Origin of the sequence: Suipraeoptans intestinalis, from assembly GCF_034091795.1 — a bacterium.
Classification (GTDB): Bacteria; Bacillota; Clostridia; order Lachnospirales; family Lachnospiraceae; genus Suipraeoptans; species Suipraeoptans intestinalis.
This window is the reverse complement of sequence record NZ_JAXFXH010000019.1, coordinates 187,548-206,986: the sequence shown is the minus strand read 5'-3', so window position 1 is coordinate 206,986 and position 19,439 is coordinate 187,548. Positions and strand designations below refer to the sequence as shown.

General features: G+C 48.1%; 17 protein-coding genes. 15 read left to right on the top strand and 2 right to left on the bottom strand.

Annotation, left to right across the window (positions count from 1 at the left end; translation table 11 throughout):
- Window positions 1–18 precede the first annotated feature (18 nt).
- The 7 genes from gap to SOW26_RS06750 all read left to right on the top strand — a co-directional run bounded on the left by gap (window position 19) and on the right by SOW26_RS06750 (window position 8,248).
- On the top strand, window positions 19–1,032 hold the full coding sequence (gap, locus tag SOW26_RS06780; protein ID WP_154475625.1) for a type I glyceraldehyde-3-phosphate dehydrogenase: 1,014 nt from the start codon (window positions 19–21) through the stop codon (window positions 1,030–1,032).
- A 93-nt stretch (window positions 1,033–1,125) separates the two neighbouring features.
- Window positions 1,126–2,319: a phosphoglycerate kinase gene (locus tag SOW26_RS06775; RefSeq protein WP_276959007.1), complete on the top strand. Its 1,194-nt coding sequence runs from the start codon at window positions 1,126–1,128 to the stop codon at window positions 2,317–2,319.
- Between the two features lie 15 nt (window positions 2,320–2,334).
- The gene (tpiA, locus tag SOW26_RS06770; RefSeq protein WP_276959011.1) at window positions 2,335–3,084 is read left to right on the top strand and encodes a triose-phosphate isomerase; all 750 of its coding nucleotides are present in this window, start codon (window positions 2,335–2,337) and stop codon (window positions 3,082–3,084) included.
- A 130-nt stretch (window positions 3,085–3,214) separates the two neighbouring features.
- Window positions 3,215–4,753, top strand: a complete 1,539-nt coding sequence (gene gpmI, locus SOW26_RS06765; RefSeq protein ID WP_320652118.1) for a 2,3-bisphosphoglycerate-independent phosphoglycerate mutase — start codon at window positions 3,215–3,217, stop codon at window positions 4,751–4,753.
- Between the two features lie 188 nt (window positions 4,754–4,941).
- On the top strand, window positions 4,942–5,439 hold the full coding sequence (gene ilvN, locus SOW26_RS06760) for an acetolactate synthase small subunit (protein WP_154475617.1): 498 nt from the start codon (window positions 4,942–4,944) through the stop codon (window positions 5,437–5,439).
- Window positions 5,440–5,463: 24 nt separating this feature from the next.
- Entirely contained in the window at window positions 5,464–6,483 is a 1,020-nt protein-coding gene (ilvC, locus tag SOW26_RS06755; RefSeq protein ID WP_154475615.1) for a ketol-acid reductoisomerase, read from the top strand.
- Window positions 6,484–6,814: 331 nt separating this feature from the next.
- Window positions 6,815–8,248: a carbon starvation CstA family protein gene (locus SOW26_RS06750; RefSeq protein ID WP_320652117.1), complete on the top strand. Its 1,434-nt coding sequence runs from the start codon at window positions 6,815–6,817 to the stop codon at window positions 8,246–8,248.
- A gap of 161 nt (window positions 8,249–8,409) precedes the next feature.
- Here the strand turns inward: SOW26_RS06750 and rpsT are convergent, their stop codons facing one another.
- Window positions 8,410–8,673 carry a 30S ribosomal protein S20 gene (gene rpsT / locus SOW26_RS06745; RefSeq protein ID WP_154475611.1) on the bottom strand — a complete coding sequence of 88 codons (264 nt, stop codon included), beginning with the start codon at window positions 8,671–8,673 and terminating at the stop codon, window positions 8,410–8,412.
- 222 nt (window positions 8,674–8,895) lie between these two features.
- Here rpsT and SOW26_RS06740 point away from each other — a divergent pair, with 222 nt between their 5' ends.
- The 4 genes from SOW26_RS06740 to SOW26_RS06725 all read left to right on the top strand — a co-directional run bounded on the left by SOW26_RS06740 (window position 8,896) and on the right by SOW26_RS06725 (window position 15,179).
- Complete coding sequence (locus SOW26_RS06740; RefSeq protein WP_276960089.1) at window positions 8,896–10,818, top strand: DNA gyrase/topoisomerase IV subunit B; 1,923 nt, start codon at window positions 8,896–8,898, stop codon at window positions 10,816–10,818.
- A 21-nt stretch (window positions 10,819–10,839) separates the two neighbouring features.
- Entirely contained in the window at window positions 10,840–13,083 is a 2,244-nt protein-coding gene (locus SOW26_RS06735; protein ID WP_320652116.1) for a DNA gyrase/topoisomerase IV subunit A, read from the top strand.
- 21 nt (window positions 13,084–13,104) lie between these two features.
- A complete protein-coding gene (locus tag SOW26_RS06730; RefSeq protein WP_320652115.1) occupies window positions 13,105–14,574 on the top strand; it encodes a hypothetical protein in 1,470 nt (489 codons plus the stop codon).
- Window positions 14,575–14,666: 92 nt separating this feature from the next.
- Window positions 14,667–15,179 (top strand): hypothetical protein, encoded by a 513-nt coding sequence (locus SOW26_RS06725; protein ID WP_276960084.1) that lies wholly within the window; start codon window positions 14,667–14,669, stop codon window positions 15,177–15,179.
- Window positions 15,180–15,294: 115 nt separating this feature from the next.
- On the opposite strand, the gene SOW26_RS06720 is transcribed toward SOW26_RS06725, so the two are convergent.
- Window positions 15,295–16,686, bottom strand: coding sequence for an alanine/glycine:cation symporter family protein (locus SOW26_RS06720; protein WP_154475603.1), 1,392 nt, complete (start codon window positions 16,684–16,686; stop codon window positions 15,295–15,297).
- A gap of 495 nt (window positions 16,687–17,181) precedes the next feature.
- On the opposite strand from SOW26_RS06720, the gene SOW26_RS06715 reads away from it, so the two are divergent.
- Genes SOW26_RS06715 through SOW26_RS06700 form a run of 4 tightly spaced genes read left to right on the top strand, consistent with a single transcriptional unit; the run spans window position 17,182 to window position 19,433 of the window.
- Window positions 17,182–17,646: a ribosome maturation factor RimP gene (locus SOW26_RS06715; protein ID WP_276960085.1), complete on the top strand. Its 465-nt coding sequence runs from the start codon at window positions 17,182–17,184 to the stop codon at window positions 17,644–17,646.
- A gap of 11 nt (window positions 17,647–17,657) precedes the next feature.
- A complete protein-coding gene (nusA, locus tag SOW26_RS06710; RefSeq protein ID WP_276960086.1) occupies window positions 17,658–18,833 on the top strand; it encodes a transcription termination factor NusA in 1,176 nt (391 codons plus the stop codon).
- 11 nt (window positions 18,834–18,844) lie between these two features.
- Window positions 18,845–19,123, top strand: a complete 279-nt coding sequence (gene rnpM / locus SOW26_RS06705) for an RNase P modulator RnpM (RefSeq protein WP_276960087.1) — start codon at window positions 18,845–18,847, stop codon at window positions 19,121–19,123.
- Entirely contained in the window at window positions 19,110–19,433 is a 324-nt protein-coding gene (locus SOW26_RS06700) for a L7Ae/L30e/S12e/Gadd45 family ribosomal protein (RefSeq protein WP_154475599.1), read from the top strand. The genes rnpM and SOW26_RS06700 overlap by 14 nt, the downstream gene beginning before the upstream one ends.
- The last annotated feature ends 6 nt before the right edge of the window (window positions 19,434–19,439 follow it).

Sequence of the window (19,439 nt, the reverse complement as noted above, 5' to 3'; positions counted from 1 at the left end):
CTTTAGGAGGATTGGATCATGGCAGTAAAAGTGGCAATTAATGGTTTTGGACGGATCGGACGTCTGGCATTCAGACAGATGTTCGGAGCAGAGGGATATGAGGTTGTAGCGATCAATGACCTGACATCTCCGGCTATGCTGGCTCATTTGTTAAAATATGATTCTTCACAGGGAAGATATGCTTTGGCAGATAAGGTGGAAGCGACAGAGGATTCTATCGTGGTAGACGGAAAAGAGATCAAGATTTATGCAAAAGCAAATGCAGAGGAGCTTCCCTGGGGAGAGATCGGAGTAGATGTAGTTCTGGAATGTACAGGATTCTACACCTCCAAAGAGAAAGCATCTGCACACGTGAAGGCAGGAGCAAGAAAGGTTGTCATTTCAGCACCGGCCGGAAACGATCTTCCTACTATCGTTTACAATGTAAATCATGATGAATTAAAGGCAGAGGATACTGTGATCTCAGCAGCTTCCTGTACCACCAACTGTCTTGCGCCGATGGCAAAGGCACTGAATGATCTGGCAGCTATCAAATCCGGTATCATGTGTACGATCCATGCTTATACAGGAGATCAGATGACGCTGGACGGACCGCAGAAAAAGGGAGATCTCAGAAGATCCCGTGCGGCAGCTGTAAACATTGTTCCCAACAGCACAGGGGCAGCAAAAGCGATCGGACTTGTTATTCCGGAACTGAACGGAAAACTGATCGGAGCAGCGCAGCGTGTTCCTACGCCGACAGGATCCACTACTATCCTGACAGCAGTCGTAGAAGGAACTGTGACGGCAGATCAGGTAAACGCAGCGATGAAAGCAGCGGCAAACGAGTCCTTCGGATATAACACAGACGAGATCGTTTCAAGCGACATCGTTGGAATGCGGTTTGGTTCTCTCTTTGATGCCACACAGACGATGGTGCTTCCGCTGGATAACGGAACCACACAGGTACAGGTGGTATCCTGGTATGATAATGAGAACTCTTACACAAGCCAGATGGTAAGAACGATTAAATATTTTGCAGAATTAGCATAAAGTATTTAGGAAGACTCAAAAGGGGTCCGGTCACAGTGGACCGGATTCCTTTTACGTTATCAAACAACAAAAGCAGTTAGAGGAGGATTTGGTATGCTGAATAAAAAATCGATCGACGATATTCAGGTAAAGGGGAAACGTGTGCTGGTTCGCTGTGATTTTAATGTGCCTTTGATCGACGGAAAGATCACAGATGAAAACCGTCTGGTTGCGGCGCTTCCTACGATTCAGAAGCTGATCACAGACGGAGGAAGGGTGATTCTTTGCTCTCATCTGGGGAAACCAAAGGGAGAGCCGGTTCCGGAGCTTTCACTGGCGCCGGTTGCCGTGCGTCTGTCCCAGCTTCTTGACAAAGAGGTAGTATTTGCGGCGGATAAAGAAGTCGTAGGAGAGGAAGCGAAAAAAGCAGTGGCGGCCATGAAAGACGGAGACGTGGTACTGCTTGAGAACACCAGATACAGAGTAGAAGAAACGAAGAACGGAGAAGCATTTAGCAAAGAGTTGGCTTCTTTGTGCGACATCTTTGTAAATGACGCATTTGGAACGGCCCACAGGGCACATTGCTCCAACGTGGGAGTCACTCAGTTTGTAGAAACGGCAGTCGTTGGGTATCTGATGCAGAAAGAAATAGATTTCCTGGGAAATGCGGTGAACAATCCGGAGAGACCTTTTGTTGCGATCCTGGGCGGAGCCAAGGTGTCCAGCAAGATTTCCGTGATCGAGAACCTTCTGGATAAAGTAGACACGCTGATCATCGGCGGAGGTATGGCCTATACTTTTGCGAAGGCAAAAGGGGGAAGCGTCGGAAAATCCCTTCTGGAGGAAGACTATTGTGAATATGCACGGAATATGATCCAGAAGGCAAAGGAAAAGGGTGTGAACCTGTTATTGCCTTTGGACAACGTGATCGCAGACGACTTTTCCAATGACGCCAACAGACAGGTCGTAAAAGAAGGAGAGATCCCGGAGGGCTGGGAAGGACTGGATATCGGACCGCTGACTGTCAAATCCTTCTGCGACGCCGTACAGGATGCCAGAACGGTTGTGTGGAACGGTCCCATGGGCTGTTTCGAGATGCCGAATTTTGCACACGGTACAGAGGCGGTAGCAAAGGCGCTGGCACAGACGGAGGCCACCACCATTATCGGCGGCGGAGACTCAGCGGCGGCTGTAAATCAGCTGGGATATGGAGACAAGATGACTCACATTTCCACCGGAGGCGGAGCCTCTCTGGAATTTTTGGAAGGCAAGGAGCTTCCCGGAGTGGCAGCGGCAAATGATAAATAGAGAAGGAGAAAAAACATGGCAAGAAGAAAGATCGTAGCAGGGAACTGGAAGATGAACCAGACGCCGAGTCAGGCGGTAAAGCTGGTAGAGATGCTGAAACCACTGGTGGCAAGTGACGAGGTAGATGTGGTATTTTGTGTACCTGCGATTGATATCATCCCGGTGGTGGAGGCTTGTAAAGGAAGCAATATCAAGGTGGGCGCAGAAAACATGTATTTTGAGGAAAGCGGAGCCTATACCGGAGAGATCTCTCCGGCTATGCTGACAGACGCAGGGGTAGAATATGTGGTTCTGGGGCACTCTGAGCGCAGAGAATATTTTGCGGAGACAGATCTGACCGTCAACAAAAAGATGCACAAGGCGTTTGAACACGGAATCACACCTATTATGTGCTGTGGGGAGACGTTGGAGCAGAGAGAGCAGGGTGTGACCATGGACTTTATCCGTCAGCAGGTAAAGGTGGGATTCCTTGGGATCACGGCAGAACAGGCACAGAAGGCAGTGATCGCCTATGAACCCATCTGGGCGATTGGAACCGGAAAGACCGCTACCACAGAGCAGGCAGAAGAGGTTTGCGCAGGGATCCGTCAGTGTATCAGGGAAATGTATGACGGTGCGACTGCAGAAGCGATCCGTATTCAGTACGGCGGCTCCGTAAACGGAGGAAATGCGGCCGAATTGTTCGCCCAGGCAGATATTGACGGAGGTCTGGTAGGCGGAGCTTCTCTGAAGGAAGAATTCGGAAAGATCGTAAATTACAGATAAAGAAGAAGCAACGGCTGCAAGGGCAGTAAGAGAGCTGATACAGGACCGCTGGATTGTACAGCGGTCCTGTTTTAAAAAGAAGCTTAGTAAAAAGAAGCTTACAAGAAGAAGGAAATAAGAGGAATTTGGAATGAAAAAGAAACCTACAGTATTAATGATCCTGGATGGCTACGGCCTGAATGAAAAAAAAGAAGGGAACGCCGTGGCGGAAGGCAAGACGCCGGTGATGGACCGGTTGATGGCTACCTGTCCGTTTGTAAAAGGAAATGCCAGCGGACTGGCCGTAGGGCTTCCCGACGGACAGATGGGGAACTCAGAAGTGGGTCACCTGAATATGGGCGCAGGGCGTATCGTGTACCAGGAGTTGACCAAGATCACAAAATCCATTCAGGACGGCGATTTTTTTGAAAATCCTGTCTTGAAAAAAGCATGCAGAGCTGCCCGGGAAAACGGAAAATCCCTTCACCTGATGGGACTGGTTTCTGACGGAGGTGTTCACAGCCACCAGGAGCATATTTACGGACTTCTGGAACTGGCAAAGCGGGAGCAGGTAGAAAACGTCTATGTGCATTGTTTTCTGGATGGAAGGGATACGCCTCCTTCTTCCGGCAGGGAGTTTGTGGCAGAATTGTGTGAACAGATGAAAAAAATAGGAGTCGGCGAGGTTGCCAGTGTTTCGGGACGCTACTATGCAATGGATCGGGACAACCGCTGGGACAGGGTGGAAAAAGCCTACCTGGCCATGGTAAAAGGACAGGGAGAAAAGATCCAGGATCCGGTAGCCGGAATAGGAGCCTCTTACGAAAACGGAGTTACAGACGAATTTATGGTTCCCTCGGTGGTGGAAAAGAACGGAACACCGGTGGGATGTGTAGAAAACGGGGATTCTGTCGTATTCTTTAATTTCAGACCGGACAGAGCCAGAGAGATCACAAGAGCCTTTTGTCAGGAAGACTTTACGGGATTTGACAGAAAAGAACGGATCCGGACCACCTTCGTATGCTTTACAGAGTATGACGTGACCATTCCCAATAAAGAAGTAGCCTTTGTAAAAGAAGAGATCACCCATACGTTTGGAGAATTTTTGGCAGAACATCACATGACACAGGCCAGGATCGCCGAGACAGAGAAGTACGCGCATGTGACCTTTTTCTTTAACGGAGGAGTGGAGGAGCCCAATGTAGGAGAGGAAAGGATCCTGGTAAAATCTCCCAAGGTGGCTACGTATGACCAGAAACCGGAGATGAGTGCCTATGAAGTCTGCGACAGGCTGACGGAGGCGATCCGTTCCCAGAAGTATGATGTGATCATAATCAATTTTGCCAATCCGGACATGGTAGGGCATACCGGAGTGGAGAACGCCGCCATCAAAGCGATTGAAGCGGTGGATGCGTGCGTGGGAAAAACCGTGGAGGCTTTGCAGGAGGTAGATGGACAAATGTTTTTATGTGCCGACCACGGAAACGCAGAGCAGCTGATCGATGAAGAAACAGGAGAACCATTTACCGCCCATACCACCAATCCGGTGCCTTTTATCCTGGTGAACGCAGGAGAGGGATACGGACTGAAGGAGGGAGGCTGTCTGGCGGATATCGCGCCGACTCTGATCGATCTGATGGGAATGGAACAGCCCAGGGAGATGACGGGGACTTCCCTTTTGCTTAGATAAAGGCTGCCGAAGGCAGAGCATCCTTTGTCAGAAAGAAACGCGAAAAAGAAAAACAAAAAATCGTAAGAAGATATCTTGACAAGAACAGAGTGTGTTGCTATATTAAAAACAGAACGCACTCTGTTTTATGTACTGAGGGTTTCAAAAAGGAAACCCGACACCGAAAAAAGAAAGGAAAGAGGTGGAATATGCAGAGAGTATATTCATTGTTGGTAGACAACAATCCCGGAGTGTTAAGCCGGATCTCAGGACTGTTCAGCAGAAGAGGATACAGCATTGACAGTATTACGGCAGGACTGACGGCGGACCCCAGATTTACCCGTATCATCATCGTGGCAAGCGGAGATGAGCTGATCCTTGCGCAGATTGAAAAGCAGGTCAGGAAACTGGAGGACATTATCGAGATCAAAGTGCTGAAGCCGGAAACGTCAGTGTTCCGCGAACTGATTATGGTGAAGGTTCGTGCCAACGCCGCTGAAAGGGCGGAGATCATTTCCATCGCAGGGATTTTCCGGGCGAAGATCGTGGATGTGGAAAAAGAATCTCTCATGGTGGAACTGACGGGAAACCAGTCAAAACTGGATGCGTTTTTGAACCTTTTGGATGGTCATGAAATCCTGGAGATTGCAAGGACCGGAATTACGGGGCTTGCAAGAGGGATGAAAGATGTGACCTACATCGATTGAGAGAATTTTTAGGAGGAACAAGAAATGTCAGCAAGAATTTTTTATCAGGAAGACTGTAATCTGGAATTATTAAAGGGAAAGAAGATCGCCATCATCGGTTACGGAAGCCAGGGACATGCCCATGCTCTGAACCTGACAGAGTCCGGTTGCGATGTGATCGTTGGTCTGTACGAGGGAAGCAAGTCCTGGGCGAAAGCGGAGGCACAGGGACTGAAGGTATATACTGCGGCAGAAGCGGCAAAACAGGCTGATATTATTATGATCCTCATCAATGATGAAAAACAGGCGGATCTGTACAAGAAAGACATCGAGCCCAATCTGGAAGCCGGGAACATGCTGATGTTTGCCCATGGATTTGCTATTCATTTCGGACAGATCCTTCCTCCCGAGCAGGTAGATGTGGCTATGATCGCGCCAAAGGCGCCGGGACACACCGTCAGAAGCGAGTATCAGGCAGGAAAAGGAACACCCTGTCTCGTGGCAATTGAGCAGGATGCTACCGGAAAAGCGCTGGATGTGGCTTTGGCATATGCGGCAGGGCTGGGCGGCGCAAGAGCCGGAGTCTTGGAGACAACGTTTAGGACAGAGACGGAGACAGACCTTTTCGGAGAACAGGCTGTCCTGTGCGGAGGAGTATGTGCTTTGATGCAGGCGGGCTTTGATACCCTTGTGGAAGCCGGTTATGATCCGAGAAACGCATACTTTGAATGCGTACATGAAATGAAGCTGATCGTAGATCTGATCTATGAGTCAGGCTTTGAGGGAATGAGATATTCCATCTCCAATACGGCAGAATACGGAGACTATGTAACAGGACCGAAGATCGTTACAGAGGAAACAAAGAAAGCCATGAAGAAGATTCTTTCCGATATTCAGGACGGAAGCTTTGCAAAAGAATTCCTTCTGGATATGTCTGCGGCAGGCGGACAGGCACATTTTAGGGCGATGCGGAAGCTGGCGGCTGAGCATGCGTCCGAAAAAGTAGGAAAAGAAGTCAGAAGTCTCTATAGCTGGAGCGATTCAGAGAAGCTGATCAACAACTAGGAGTCAGACAGAAGGATGTTTCTTTCACGGGAGATCAGAAGAGACAAGGTGGAAAGCAATAAAATAGAAGTAAGAAAATAAAAAAGCTAAAAAGCAAGAAGGATTTGGAAGAAGGAAAAGACCCCTCTTACAGATCCTTCTTTTTTTGGAAGCAAAAAGAGCAAAAGATCTGCAACAGGAAGCATCCTCCGGGATAGGATGTATTTTAATATCAGGAACGGAAATCGGTTAAAAATGGACAGGCATCGGAAAGAAAAAAGTGTGTTAAACTATAGATAGACATAATAAAGAGTTGTTTGCTTGTAAGAACAAAAAAGAGGAGGGAATGCAGATGATTTCATTTTTTTTGTGTTTGCTGGCGTTGATCGTAGGGTATTTCACCTACGGAGTGTTGGTTGAGAAAATATTTGCGCCGGATGACAGAAAGACGCCGTGCGTGGCGCATCCTGACGGAGTGGACTATGTGCCCATGAAGCCGTGGCGTGCCTTTTTGATCCAACTGTTGAATATTGCAGGACTGGGACCCATTTTCGGGGCGCTGTCCGGGGCGATCTGGGGGCCTTCTGTATTTTTGTGGATCGTTCTGGGAACCATTTTTGCAGGAGCGGTTCACGATTTTCTAAGCGGTATGCTTTCCATCCGTAATGACGGTGCAAGCATTTCGGAAATTGTAGGCACCTATCTGGGAGGCGGAATGAAGCAGGTCATGCGGGTCTTTTCCGTGATCCTTCTGGTCATGGTAGGAGTCGTGTTTATGGTGGGACCGGCAGGGCTTTTGGCCATCCTTACGCCGGACATACTGGATGTGCGTGTATGGACCATTATCATTCTGGTATATTATTTCCTGGCAACCATGCTGCCGATTGACAAGATCATCGGAAAGCTGTATCCCATTTTCGGAATCTGCCTGATCATTATGGCAGTGGGGATTGCAGGTGCTACGATCTTTCACAGCGGGACGAGGCCGATGATGGAAATCACCCTGAAAAATCTCCATCCGGCCGGAAAGCCTATCTGGCCTCTGATGTTTATTACAGTTGCCTGTGGCGCGATCTCCGGTTTTCATGCGACCCAGTCGCCAATGATCGCAAGATGTCTGACTTCAGAAAAACAGGGCCGCAGGATCTTTTATGGAGCCATGGTGGCAGAGGGAGTGATCGCTCTGATCTGGGCGGCAGCCGGCTGTGCCTTTTATAACAAGACAGGAGGGCTGATGACAGGACTTCTGGAGGCGGGCGGTGGAAATTCTACGACAGTGTACAATATGTCCATCTCTCTTTTAGGACCCTTGGGAGGAGTTTTGGCTATGATAGGCGTGATTGCCTGCCCCATTACTTCCGGAGATACGGCGTTTAGAAGTGCCAGACTGACCATTGCAGACTGGTTTCATATTGATCAGAAGGATACGAAAAAGAGGCTCCTTTTATCCGCGCCGCTTCTTCTTTTGGGATATTTGATCTCCTTTATAGATTACAGCGTGGTATGGAGATACTTCTCCTGGTCCAATCAGACATTGGCCATGATCGCGCTTTGGGCAGGCGCAGCCTACCTGGTAAAAAGCGGGAAACATCCTGGATACAGTCTGATCGCCGCCATTCCGGCCGCCTTTATGTCGGCAGTCAGCGTAACCTATATCCTGATCGCAGAAGAAGGATTTAAGCTGAGTACTTCCATCGGATATCCGGTAGGGATCTGCGTGGCGCTGCTTCTGACGATATTGTTTTTCGTCAAAGGACTGCTTCCGGCTTTACAGCAGAAAAAATAAAAAATAACCTGAAGAAGATCAGGATTTGAAAAGGAGGCTGTCCCGGATGGGAGCAGCCTCCTTTTCTGTGGGAAACTGGAGGACAGGTTTTCCAGACAAAATAAAAAACAGCCATTGTGACGGTATGGCTGTTTTTGTTATTATTATGTAAGAAATACTTCTTAAGAAATCTTGTTGACCGCTTTTGAAAGACGGGAAATCTTTCTGGAGCAGGTGTTTTTGTGATATACACCCTTGCTTCCTGCCTTGTTGATCTCAACGGTTGCTTCTCTTAAAGCAACAGCAGCAGCTTCTGCATCGTTGTTCGCAACTGCTGACTCAACTTTTTTTACGTAAGTCTTTACTTTAGATTTAATTGCCTTGTTTCTGGCAGCCTTTGTTTCGTTTACTAAAATTCTCTTCTTTGCAGATTTGATGTTAGCCAATCTGTCCACCTCCAATACCTTATATTCATGATTTTGAATGTCCGGTTCGTTAGATCCGGACACGGACGTTCTAACGAAACACACGAATTCATTGTAGGACAGACCGGTCATTCTGTCAATAGAATTTTCAAAACATTTCCGATAACAATTGTCGGGGCTTTCTTTTTGTGGTACGATATGGAAACTGTGAGAGTAGAAAACAAGGAGAAAGGGTGGAAGATCATGGCGGCAAGGAAAGAGTATGGTGCAGAGAGCATTACCGTACTGGAAGGACTGGAGGCAGTACGAAAAAGACCGGGGATGTATATCGGGAGCGTATCGACCAAAGGCCTGCATCATCTGATCTACGAGATCGTAGACAATGCGGTAGATGAGCATTTGGCGGGCTATTGCTCCGATATCCGGGTGACGCTGGAAGCAGACGGATCCGTGACGGTGGAGGATGACGGAAGGGGAGTTCCGGTAGAATTGCACCGTACAGGAATTCCGGCGGCGCGGGTCGTCTACACGACCTTGCATGCCGGCGGAAAATTTGACGGAGAAGCCTACAAGACCAGCGGAGGTCTTCACGGGGTAGGATCTTCTGTAGTCAACGCCTTGTCCTGCTACATGGATGTGCAGATCAGCCGGGAAGGAAAGATCTTTCACGACAGGTACGAAAGAGGGACTCCGGTCATCCCGCTGGAAAACGGACTTCTTCCGGTGGTGGGAAAAAGCAGAAAAACAGGAACAAAGGTAAACTTTTTACCGGATGATCAGATTTTTGAAAAGACGAAATTTAAAAGCGAAGAAGTCAAAAGCAGGCTGCACGAGACAGCCTATTTGAATCCGAAGCTGACGATTCTGTTTGCAGATAAAAGGGGAGCAGAACCGGAGGCGGTCGTTTATCATGAACCGGAAGGGATCCTGGGCTTTATCCGGGATCTGAATGCCAAAAAAGAGACCATTCATCCGCCCGTTTATTTTAAAGGAGAAGCAGAAGGCATCGAAGTAGAGGGTGCCTTTCAGTATGTCAATGAGTTCCATGAGAATGTTCTGGGATTCTGCAACAATATTTATAATGCAGAAGGAGGAACGCATCTGACAGGATTTAAAACGACGTTTACCACCATCATGAATCAATATGCCAGGGAACTGGGGATCCTGAAAGAAAAAGACGCCAATTTTACCGGGGCAGATATCAGAAACGGGATGACGGCAGTAATTTCCCTGAAACATCCGGATCCCAGATTTGAAGGACAGACCAAGACTAAGCTGGACAATCCGGACGCTGCAAAAGCGTGCGGTAAGGTGACCGGAGAGGAAGTGCCCCGATATTTCGACAGGAATCTGGAGCAATTGAAAAAGGTGATCTCCTGTGCGGAAAAGGCGGCAAAAATCAGGAGGTCAGAGGAAAAGGCCAAAACAAATCTTCTGGTAAAGCAAAAATACTCCTTTGACAGCAACGGAAAACTTGCAAATTGTGAAAGCAGGGTTCCTGCAGAGTGCGAGATCTTTATCGTGGAGGGAGATTCTGCGGGAGGGTCGGCAAAGACGGCCCGAAACAGGAAATATCAGGCGATCCTTCCGATTCGTGGAAAGATTCTGAATGTGGAAAAGGCAAGCATCGACAAGGTGCTGGCAAATGCAGAGATCAAGTCGATGATCAATGCCTTCGGGTGCGGATTTTCCGAAGGCTATGGGAATGATTTTGACATCAGTAAGCTACGGTACGGAAAGATCATCATCATGGCGGATGCAGATGTGGACGGTGCCCATATTTCTACGCTACTGCTGACTTTATTCTATCGGTTTATGCCGGAACTGATCTACGAAGGGCATATTTATATTGCCATGCCTCCTCTTTATAAGGTAATGCCCAAAAAAGGTGAGGAAGAATATCTGTATGACGATAAGGCACTGGAGGCTTACAGAAGAACGCATGAAGGTGGATTTACCCTGCAAAGGTATAAGGGACTGGGAGAAATGGATGCGGAACAGTTGTGGGATACCACACTGAATCCGGAAACGAGAGTGCTGAAACAGGTAGAGATCGAAGATGCGAGAATGGCTTCCGGGGTGACAGAGATGCTGATGGGGACGGAAGTTCCTCCGAGAAAAGCGTTTATTTATGAAAATGCTGCGGAAGCAGAATTGGATATCTAGGAAATATAGAGGAGAAAGACAATGGAAGATACACAGATTATCAGAACAGAGTATTCGGATATCATGAAGAAGTCTTATATTGACTATGCCATGAGTGTCATCATATCCAGGGCCTTGCCGGACGTCAGAGACGGACTAAAGCCGGTACAAAGGAGAACGCTGTATGATATGCATGAATTGGGGATCCGATACGACAAACCTTATCGGAAATCGGCCCGTATCGTGGGAGATACCATGGGTAAATACCACCCGCATGGAGACAGCTCCATTTATGATTCACTGGTGGTTATGGCACAGGACTTCAAAAAGGGAATGGTTCTGGTGGACGGGCATGGAAATTTTGGCTCCATCGAGGGCGACGGGGCTGCGGCCATGCGTTATACGGAAGCCCGTCTTGCACAGGTGACCCAGGAGGCGTATCTGGCAGATCTGGATAAAGATATTGTAGACTTTGTCCCCAATTTTGACGAAACGGAGAAAGAGCCGCAGGTGCTTCCGGCCAGAATCCCGAACCTGCTGGTCAACGGAGCAGAAGGGATCGCAGTAGGAATGGCAACCAGCATTCCCACCCACAATCTGGGAGAGGTGATCGATGCCGTCAAGGCCTATATGGAGAACGAGGACATTACCACCGGGCAGCTGATGAAATATGTAAAAGGGCCTGATTTTCCCACAGGAGGGATCGTGGTAAATCAGGATCAGCTTCCGGAGATCTATGAGAGTGGAATGGGAAAGATCCGTTTACGGGGGCGGGTTTCCATAGAAGAAGGAAAAGGCGGGAAAAAGCAGCTGGTGATCACGGAAATCCCGTACACGATGGTGGGAGCCGGGATCGGCAGATTTCTGAACGATGTATGCAGTCTGGTAGAACAGAAAAAAACCGGCGATATTGTGGACATCTCCAATCAATCCTCGAAAGAGGGGATCCGTATTGTGATCGAACTGAAGCGGGGTGCGGATCCAAAGAATCTGGAAAACATGCTGTACAAAAAGACCAAGCTGGAAGACACCTTCGGGGTCAATATGCTGGCAGTGGCAGACGGAAGACCGGAGATCATGGGACTGAAAAAAGTCATAGAACATCATGTAGACTTCCAGTTTGACCTGACTACAAGAAAATACCAGAATCTGTTAAAAAAAGAAGTAGACAGAAAAGAAGTGCAGGAAGGGCTGATCAAAGCCTGCGATGTGATCGACCTGATCATCGAGATCCTGCGGGGAAGCAAGTCCATACAGGATGCAAAGGACTGCCTGATCCATGGGACGGTAGAAAAGATCCAGTTTAAAAATAAGATTTCCAAAAAACTGGCTTCCATGCTTCGGTTTACAGAACGTCAGGCTGCAGCGATCCTGGAGATGCGCCTGTATAAGCTGATCGGCCTGGAAGTGGAGGCCCTGATACAGGAACATGAAAAAACGCTGGCAAACATTGCAAAATATGAAGATATTTTGAACAATTATGATTCCATGAGCCAGGTGATCACAGAAGATTTGGACCGACTAAAAGAAAAATTCGGAAGAGCAAGAAGGACGACGATCGAGAATGCAGAAGAGGCCGTTTATGAAGAAAAGGCCATAGAGGAGAAGGAGGTCTTCCTTTTGCTGGATCGGTTTGGCTATGGCAGAACGGTGGATACGGCAGTATATGAACGGAACAAGGAGGCGGCGGATGCAGAGCATAAGCTGGTGATCCCCTGCAAGAACACGGGAAAGATCTGCCTGTTTACGGATACCGGTCAGATGCATCAGATAAAGGTTATGGATCTGCCGTGCGGCAAATTCAGAGATAAAGGGATCCCTATAGACAATATAAGTAATTACAGCAGTGCGACGGAAGAGGTGGTCTATGCCTGTGATGAACTGCAGTTTCATCAGGGAAAACTGCTTTTTGGAACCGGTCAGGGAATGCTGAAGATAGTAGACGCATCGGAGTTTTTGGTAAGCAAGAGAACCGTTAGTGCCACAAAACTTTCTGCAGATGACAGGGTGGTTTTTGTAAAACCGGCTGGAAAAGGACAGCAGATTGTGCTACAATCAAAAAATGGTTACTTCCTGAGATTTTCCACAGATGAAGTGCCGGAAAAGAAGAAGACCGCCATTGGCGTCCGGGGCATAAAGCTAAAGCCAAAGGATACTGTGGAGGCAATCTATTTGTTTGAAGAAGGAGTGGAAACGAAAGTTTCCTATAAGGGAAAAGAAGTATCTCTTAACCGTCTGAAGCAGGCAAAAAGGGATACGGCAGGTATCAAAAACAGAGGGGCATAATATTTCTAAGGAGGCAGATACATGAAGATGTTACGGAAGACGGGCATGCTTTTTGGGGCCGTGTGTTTGATGCTTTTAGGAGTGGTATCTTACCGCACCACGGCAAAAGCCTGGACGGGCAGGACACAGAATGAAGCCATGGACTGGGTACGTTCCCAGGTAGGGAAGAGCATCGACGACGATAATGCTTATGGAGTACAATGTGTGGATCTGATCCGCGCTTATTATCGGTATCTGGGAGTGATGCCGGTACTTGGGAACGGAGCCGATTATACGAGCAATGCACTTCCGACAGGCTGGAAGCGGATCCAGGGAGCCACTCCAAAGCCTGGAGATATCCTGGTATATACGGGCGGAATGGGCGGATACGGTCATGTAGGGATCTATGAGAGTGACTATGTCACGTATCACCAGAATTTTAACAATGTGAAGATGGTTCAGAAGATTGCCTACGTAAAATATAATGGATTTAACAACTACAATCCCTACTGGGGAGTGATCCGGCCGGATTTTTCCGGATCATCTGATCAGGATGTTCCCAATCCTCCTCACAATCAGGAGGATGATGTGATCTGGCAGGAGCCCGGCGGATGGGTTCAGCAGGGAGGCCGGTGGTATTACAAAGATGCGAACGGCGCCTATGTGAAAGGATGGCTGAACGACAAAGGAAACTGGTACTATCTGAACAGTAGCGGAGAGATGCTGACCGGCTGGCAGCAGATAGGGGGACACTGGTATCATCTGGATTCTGACGGAGCGATGGTAACCGGGTGGAAACAGTCCGGAATCAGTTGGTATTATCTGACAGACAGTGGCAAAATGGCGACAAACTGGCAGCAGGTGGGAGATGACTGGTATTTCTTCCATGAGGACGGAGCGATGCGGACGGACTGGAAGCAGATCGGGAATTCCTGGTATTATCTGAACAGCGACGGAAAAATGGCCGTTCACTGGAAACAGCTGGGTGGAAACTGGTACTATTTTGGCAGCAGCGGAGCCATGAGCACCGGTTGGCAGCAGGTAGGGGATAGCTGGTATTTCTTCCATGACGGAGGAGAGATGAGTACCGGCTGGAAGCAGGCGGGAGACGTCTGGTACTACCTGACAGAAGGAGGCAGCATGGCTGTGGGCTGGCAGCAGATAGGCGGCAAGTGGTATTACTTCTCGGAGGGAGGAAGCATGGCCACCGGCTGGAAACAGGCGGGAGACAAGTGGTACTTCTTTGACAATGGAGGAGTGATGACTACCGGCTGGAAGCAGGCAGGAGACGGCTGGTACTACCTGACAGAAGGAGGCAGCATGGCTGTGGGCTGGCAGCAGATAGGCGGCAGATGGTATTACTTCTCCGACGAAGGCGTGATGACTACCGGTTGGAAGCAACTGGGAGAGAGCTGGTATTATCTGGACTCTAACGGAGTCATGGTAACCGGAGAATATCTGATAAATGGAGCAAAGTACACTTTCAATGAGGCAGGAGTGTGGATCCCGTAAAGAAATCAGGGCTCTGGGAATCATATAACAAGAAGGCAGAAGGGAGTATCCGCTTATAATGGACCGAAAATAAGAGAGTTGGAGTCACCTGGATGAAAATTATGAGAATCTTAAAGGCACTGCCTTTGCTTGTGGTTGCTGCGGCAGTGATATACGTTTCTGTTTATATTTGTATTGATAATGGAGGATGGGCTTATATTGCAGCAAGGTTGGCGGGCCTGGAGAAAAAATACGCCGGCAATGTGGAATTGATCGTCATTGCAGCGCAATCCATCTTTTTTACCTCGGATTGGTTTTATCGCCGTATCGGAATGTTTCTTGATAGGCGCATTGAAAAATCCAAGGGACTGAATCACCAGATCTACCTGGGCTACAAGACTGGCATTGCGTGTCTGATCGCTCTGCCCAAACGTACAATTCTGTTTGGGATCTATCTGCTGCTGATCGTACTGGAAAGCATCGGTGTGATCGATCAGGCCAAGGATTATGCGGTAGTGGTTGTCTTTATTATTGCAATCGACAGAGTAGCAAAGATATGGCCGGAAGAAAGGGAGCGCCTGAAAGAGTTCCTGAGCAAGGCAGGCGGATATATCAAAAAAATCTGATTTCAACCCGGCAGGACTTACCGGAGAAGACAGACATATAGTTTTGACAGCAAAAAGCAGACTCTGAAAGGAGCCTGCTTTTTGGTATGACAGAATAAGATCATCTTTGCACGATTTAGGATTTCCCTGAAGAAAAGTATTTTCTGGTCATTTGCACCACAGTACCTGACAGAAGGAACAATGCCACCAGGTTGGGGATGGCCATCAGACCGTTACAGGTATCTGCGATCCCCCAGATCAGTCCCAGATCCATTGTGGCGCCTACAATGGCTACCAGAGAATAAATGATCATGAAAGGCTTCACGGCCTTGATCGTGAAGATAAATTCTACACATCTTGCTCCGTACAGACCCCACCCGAGAATGGTAGAGAAAGCAAAGCAGCACATGGCAACAGCAGTGAAAATCGTCACCCAGTTTCCGTAGGTGGAAGTAAATCCGGAGATGGTAAGCTCGGCCCCGGCTGCCTGTCCGTACTGGATCGGCACTCCGCTGCAGAGGATGGTCAGCGCTGTAAGTGTACAGATTACGATAGTGTCAGCAAATACTTCAAAAATACCGAACATTCCCTGACGTACCGGTTCGTCTGTGTCTGCGCACGCATGAGCCATGGATCCGGTACCGATACCTGCTTCGTTGGAAAAGATTCCTCTGGACACACCCTTGCGGATCGTCATGAAGAAGCTTCCTACAATGCCTCCGGTAAATGCAGAGGGATTAAAAGCTCCCACAAAAATAGACTGGAATACGGCAGGGATGGATTTGATGTGAAGGATCACAACTCCCAGTCCCAGCAGGATGAACAGAACAGCCATAAAAGGAACCAGTTTTTCTGTTACCCCTCCGATACGTTTTACACCGCCCAGAAGAACGGTCGCCACCAAAACGGCGATCACGATACCGATTACAAGACTGACCAGTTTGACCTGGCTTTCCTGGATAACACCAAGACTTGTCAGTGCAGAATTAATAGAAGTCGTGATGGTATTTACCTGTGTAGCGTTTCCGGTACCCAAAACGGTCAGAGATCCCAGAAGTGCATAAAGGCCTGCCATCCAGTGCCATTTCTTATCCAATCCGTTTTTGATGTAGTACATGGGGCCTCCGATGTATTCTCCTTCACGGTTTTTCTCGCGGTAACGGACTGCAAGGATAACTTCGGCATACTTGGTACACATCCCCAGAAGAGCGGAAACCCACATCCAGAACACGGCACCCGGTCCTCCGATGGCGATGGCTCCGGCCACACCGGCGATGTTTCCGGTACCTACCGTGGCGGCAAGAGCGGTACATACTGCCTGAAAGGGTGTGATACTTCCTTCCTTTGCCTCCTCTTTACTGAAAATACGGCCGATAGAGTTCTTAAGTGCATATCCAAATTTGCGAAACTGGATAAAGCGGGTGCGGAAGCTGAGAACCAGACCTACACCGATGATACAAATCATTGCCGGAACACCCCATACAAAATTATTAATGGCGGTGTTTGCACTCTCAATAGTTTGTAACATGATTTTTTCCTCCTCTTTTGACATACTCTCTTTCAGAGCGTTTTTCCTTTATTACCATAGCACAAAAAAGAATGGCTGTACAGAATTGATAAAAAATAGTCGAATTCACAAAATAATATAGTAATATTACACATACAAAAGTGCATGATAGTATCTTCCGATAGCCGGTAACAAACAGTCGCTTCCTTTTCGTGAGTGGAGCCGGAGGGAAAACAAGAAGAAGGATCAGGAGAAAACAGTACCGAGAATATCAAAAAGTACGCCAGAAAGGCGGGAGCCGGAGGAAACAGGACTTGCATTTTGAAAAAAGAGGTGTTATACTGTGAAAGGTTACATAAGGGCAGGAAAAAAGAGTGGACGAAAGTTCACTCTTCTTTATTGCGATACGCCGGAAAAGCGTCCGTACTTGCCGGATTTTACGGGGATACGATTTATGGAAGATCCCTCGTGGTTTTCAAACAAAATGAGGACAGCTGAAAACAAGGAGGTTGACGAGTGTCTAAGAAAGAACGCTATGAACAAAAGACAGAAGAACTGCTTCTTCCTGTGATGGAAGAAAACAAGTTTGAACTGGTAGACGTGGAGTATGTAAAGGAAGGCGGAAGCTGGTATCTTCGGGCTTACATTGATAAAGAGGGCGGAATCAACATAGATGACTGCGAGCTGGTAAGCCGAAAACTTTCGGATCTTCTGGATGCGGCCGATTATATGGAAGACGCATATATTCTGGAAGTCAGCTCTCCCGGACTTGGGCGGCCTTTAAAAAAAGAAAAAGATTACAAACGGAGCCTGGGAAAAGAAATAGAGATCCGCACCTATTCCATGATAGACGGAAAAAAGGAATTCCGGGGAATCCTCCGGTCTTATACCGAAGCGGAGGTTACAATCATGGAGGAAGAAAAAGAAAAAACATTTGCGAAGAAAGAAATTGCGCTGATACGATTGGCGTTTGATTTTTAAGGAGGGAAAAGATGAATACGGAATTATTGGAAGCATTGAATGTACTGGAGAAGGAAAAAGATATCAGCAAGGAAACCCTGCTGGATGCCATTGAAAACTCTCTTTTGAATGCATGCAAGAACCATTTCGGAAAGGCTGACAACATTAAACTGGTCATGGACAGAGAGACCTGTGATTACCAGCTCCTTGCGGAAAAGACGGTCGTGGAAACGGTAGAGGACAAGGTAGAGCAGATCAGCCTGGAGGATGCAAGAGCCATTGACAGCGGGTATGAGCTGGGCGATGTAGTGCAGATCCCCATTGAATCCAAATCCTTCGGGAGGATCGCCACCCAGAACGCAAAGAATCTGATCCTGCAGAAAATCAGGGAAGAAGAGCGCAAGGTAGTGTATGATCAGTACTTTGAAAAAGAAAGAGATATTGTTACAGGAATCGTACAAAGATATGTAGGAAGAAATATCAGCATCAACCTAGGAAAAGCAGATGCAATGCTGACAGAAAACGAACAGGTCAAGGGAGAGATCTTCCAGCCGACAGAGCGGATCAAGCTGTATGTCGTAGAGGTGAAGAACACGACGAAAGGACCGAGGATCCTGGTATCCCGTACACATCCCGAACTGGTGAAGCGCCTGTTTGAAGCAGAGGTTACCGAAGTAAGGGACGGCATTGTAGAGATTAAGAGTATTGCCAGAGAAGCAGGAAGCAGGACGAAGATCGCAGTCTGGTCCAATGATCCGGATGTGGATCCGGTGGGAGCCTGCGTGGGAATGAACGGAGCAAGAGTCAATGCGATCGTGGATGAGCTAAGAGGAGAAAAGATCGATATCATCAACTGGAGTGATAATCCGGCCATCCTGATCGAGAATGCCTTAAGCCCCGCAAAGGTGATCTCGGTTATGGCGGATCCGGATGAGAAGACGGCAAGCGTTATCGTCCCGGATTACCAGCTGTCACTGGCGATCGGAAAAGAAGGACAAAACGCAAGGCTGGCGGCAAGACTGACCGGATATAAGATCGACATCAAAAACGAGACGCAGGCGATTGAGTCGGGAGAACTTCCGGAAAACTACCTGGAACTGATGGAGGGTGTTTACGAGGAAGAGATGTACGAAGACGGATATGAGCAGGATTACGAAGAAGACACGGAAGCAATCTGCGAAGAAACTGAAGAAGATGGCAAGGAGTAGGGAGTGATACTGTGACAGGAACAAAGAAATTACCCTTGAGAAAGTGCGTCGGATGTCAGGAAATGAAGAGCAAAAAAGAAATGATCCGGGTAATCCGTACCGGAGAAGGAGAGTTTCTTTTGGATCAGACAGGCAAAAAGAACGGACGGGGTGCATATGTATGCCCGGATCAGAAGTGCCTGGAGCTGGCAATCAAAAACAAAGGCCTGGAGCGGTCTTTTAAGCAAGGGATCCCGCAGGACGTATACGAGTCACTGAAAAAGGAGATGAGCCGGATTGAAAGCAGATAAAGCGCTGTCCCTGATCGGCCTGGCGACTAAGGCAGGAAGGACAGTCAGCGGAGAATTTTCCACAGAGAAGGCCGTCAAAGACGGACGTGCGTCTTTGGTGGTGGTTGCGGGAAACGCTTCGGAAAACACAAAGAAAAAATTCCGAAACATGTGTGAATTTTACGGAGTACCAATCTATTTTTATAAAGATAAAGATACCTTGGGAAATGCAATGGGAAAAGAGTTTCGGGCTTCCCTGGCGGTCCTGGATGAAGGGTTTGCCAACGGGATCCGAAAAGCGATGGAAACAGATGACGGTACAATTGCATAAGGAGGT

Coding starts and splice junctions, on each gene's coding strand:
- gap (WP_154475625.1), top strand. CDS start 19: ATGGCAGTAAAAGTGGCAATTAATGGTTTTGGACGGATCGGACGTCTG.
- SOW26_RS06775 (WP_276959007.1), top strand. CDS start 1,126: ATGCTGAATAAAAAATCGATCGACGATATTCAGGTAAAGGGGAAACGT.
- tpiA (WP_276959011.1), top strand. CDS start 2,335: ATGGCAAGAAGAAAGATCGTAGCAGGGAACTGGAAGATGAACCAGACG.
- gpmI (WP_320652118.1), top strand. CDS start 3,215: ATGAAAAAGAAACCTACAGTATTAATGATCCTGGATGGCTACGGCCTG.
- ilvN (WP_154475617.1), top strand. CDS start 4,942: ATGCAGAGAGTATATTCATTGTTGGTAGACAACAATCCCGGAGTGTTA.
- ilvC (WP_154475615.1), top strand. CDS start 5,464: ATGTCAGCAAGAATTTTTTATCAGGAAGACTGTAATCTGGAATTATTA.
- SOW26_RS06750 (WP_320652117.1), top strand. CDS start 6,815: ATGATTTCATTTTTTTTGTGTTTGCTGGCGTTGATCGTAGGGTATTTC.
- SOW26_RS06740 (WP_276960089.1), top strand. CDS start 8,896: ATGGCGGCAAGGAAAGAGTATGGTGCAGAGAGCATTACCGTACTGGAA.
- SOW26_RS06735 (WP_320652116.1), top strand. CDS start 10,840: ATGGAAGATACACAGATTATCAGAACAGAGTATTCGGATATCATGAAG.
- SOW26_RS06730 (WP_320652115.1), top strand. CDS start 13,105: ATGAAGATGTTACGGAAGACGGGCATGCTTTTTGGGGCCGTGTGTTTG.
- SOW26_RS06725 (WP_276960084.1), top strand. CDS start 14,667: ATGAAAATTATGAGAATCTTAAAGGCACTGCCTTTGCTTGTGGTTGCT.
- SOW26_RS06720 (WP_154475603.1), bottom strand. CDS start 16,686: ATGTTACAAACTATTGAGAGTGCAAACACCGCCATTAATAATTTTGTA.
- nusA (WP_276960086.1), top strand. CDS start 17,658: ATGAATACGGAATTATTGGAAGCATTGAATGTACTGGAGAAGGAAAAA.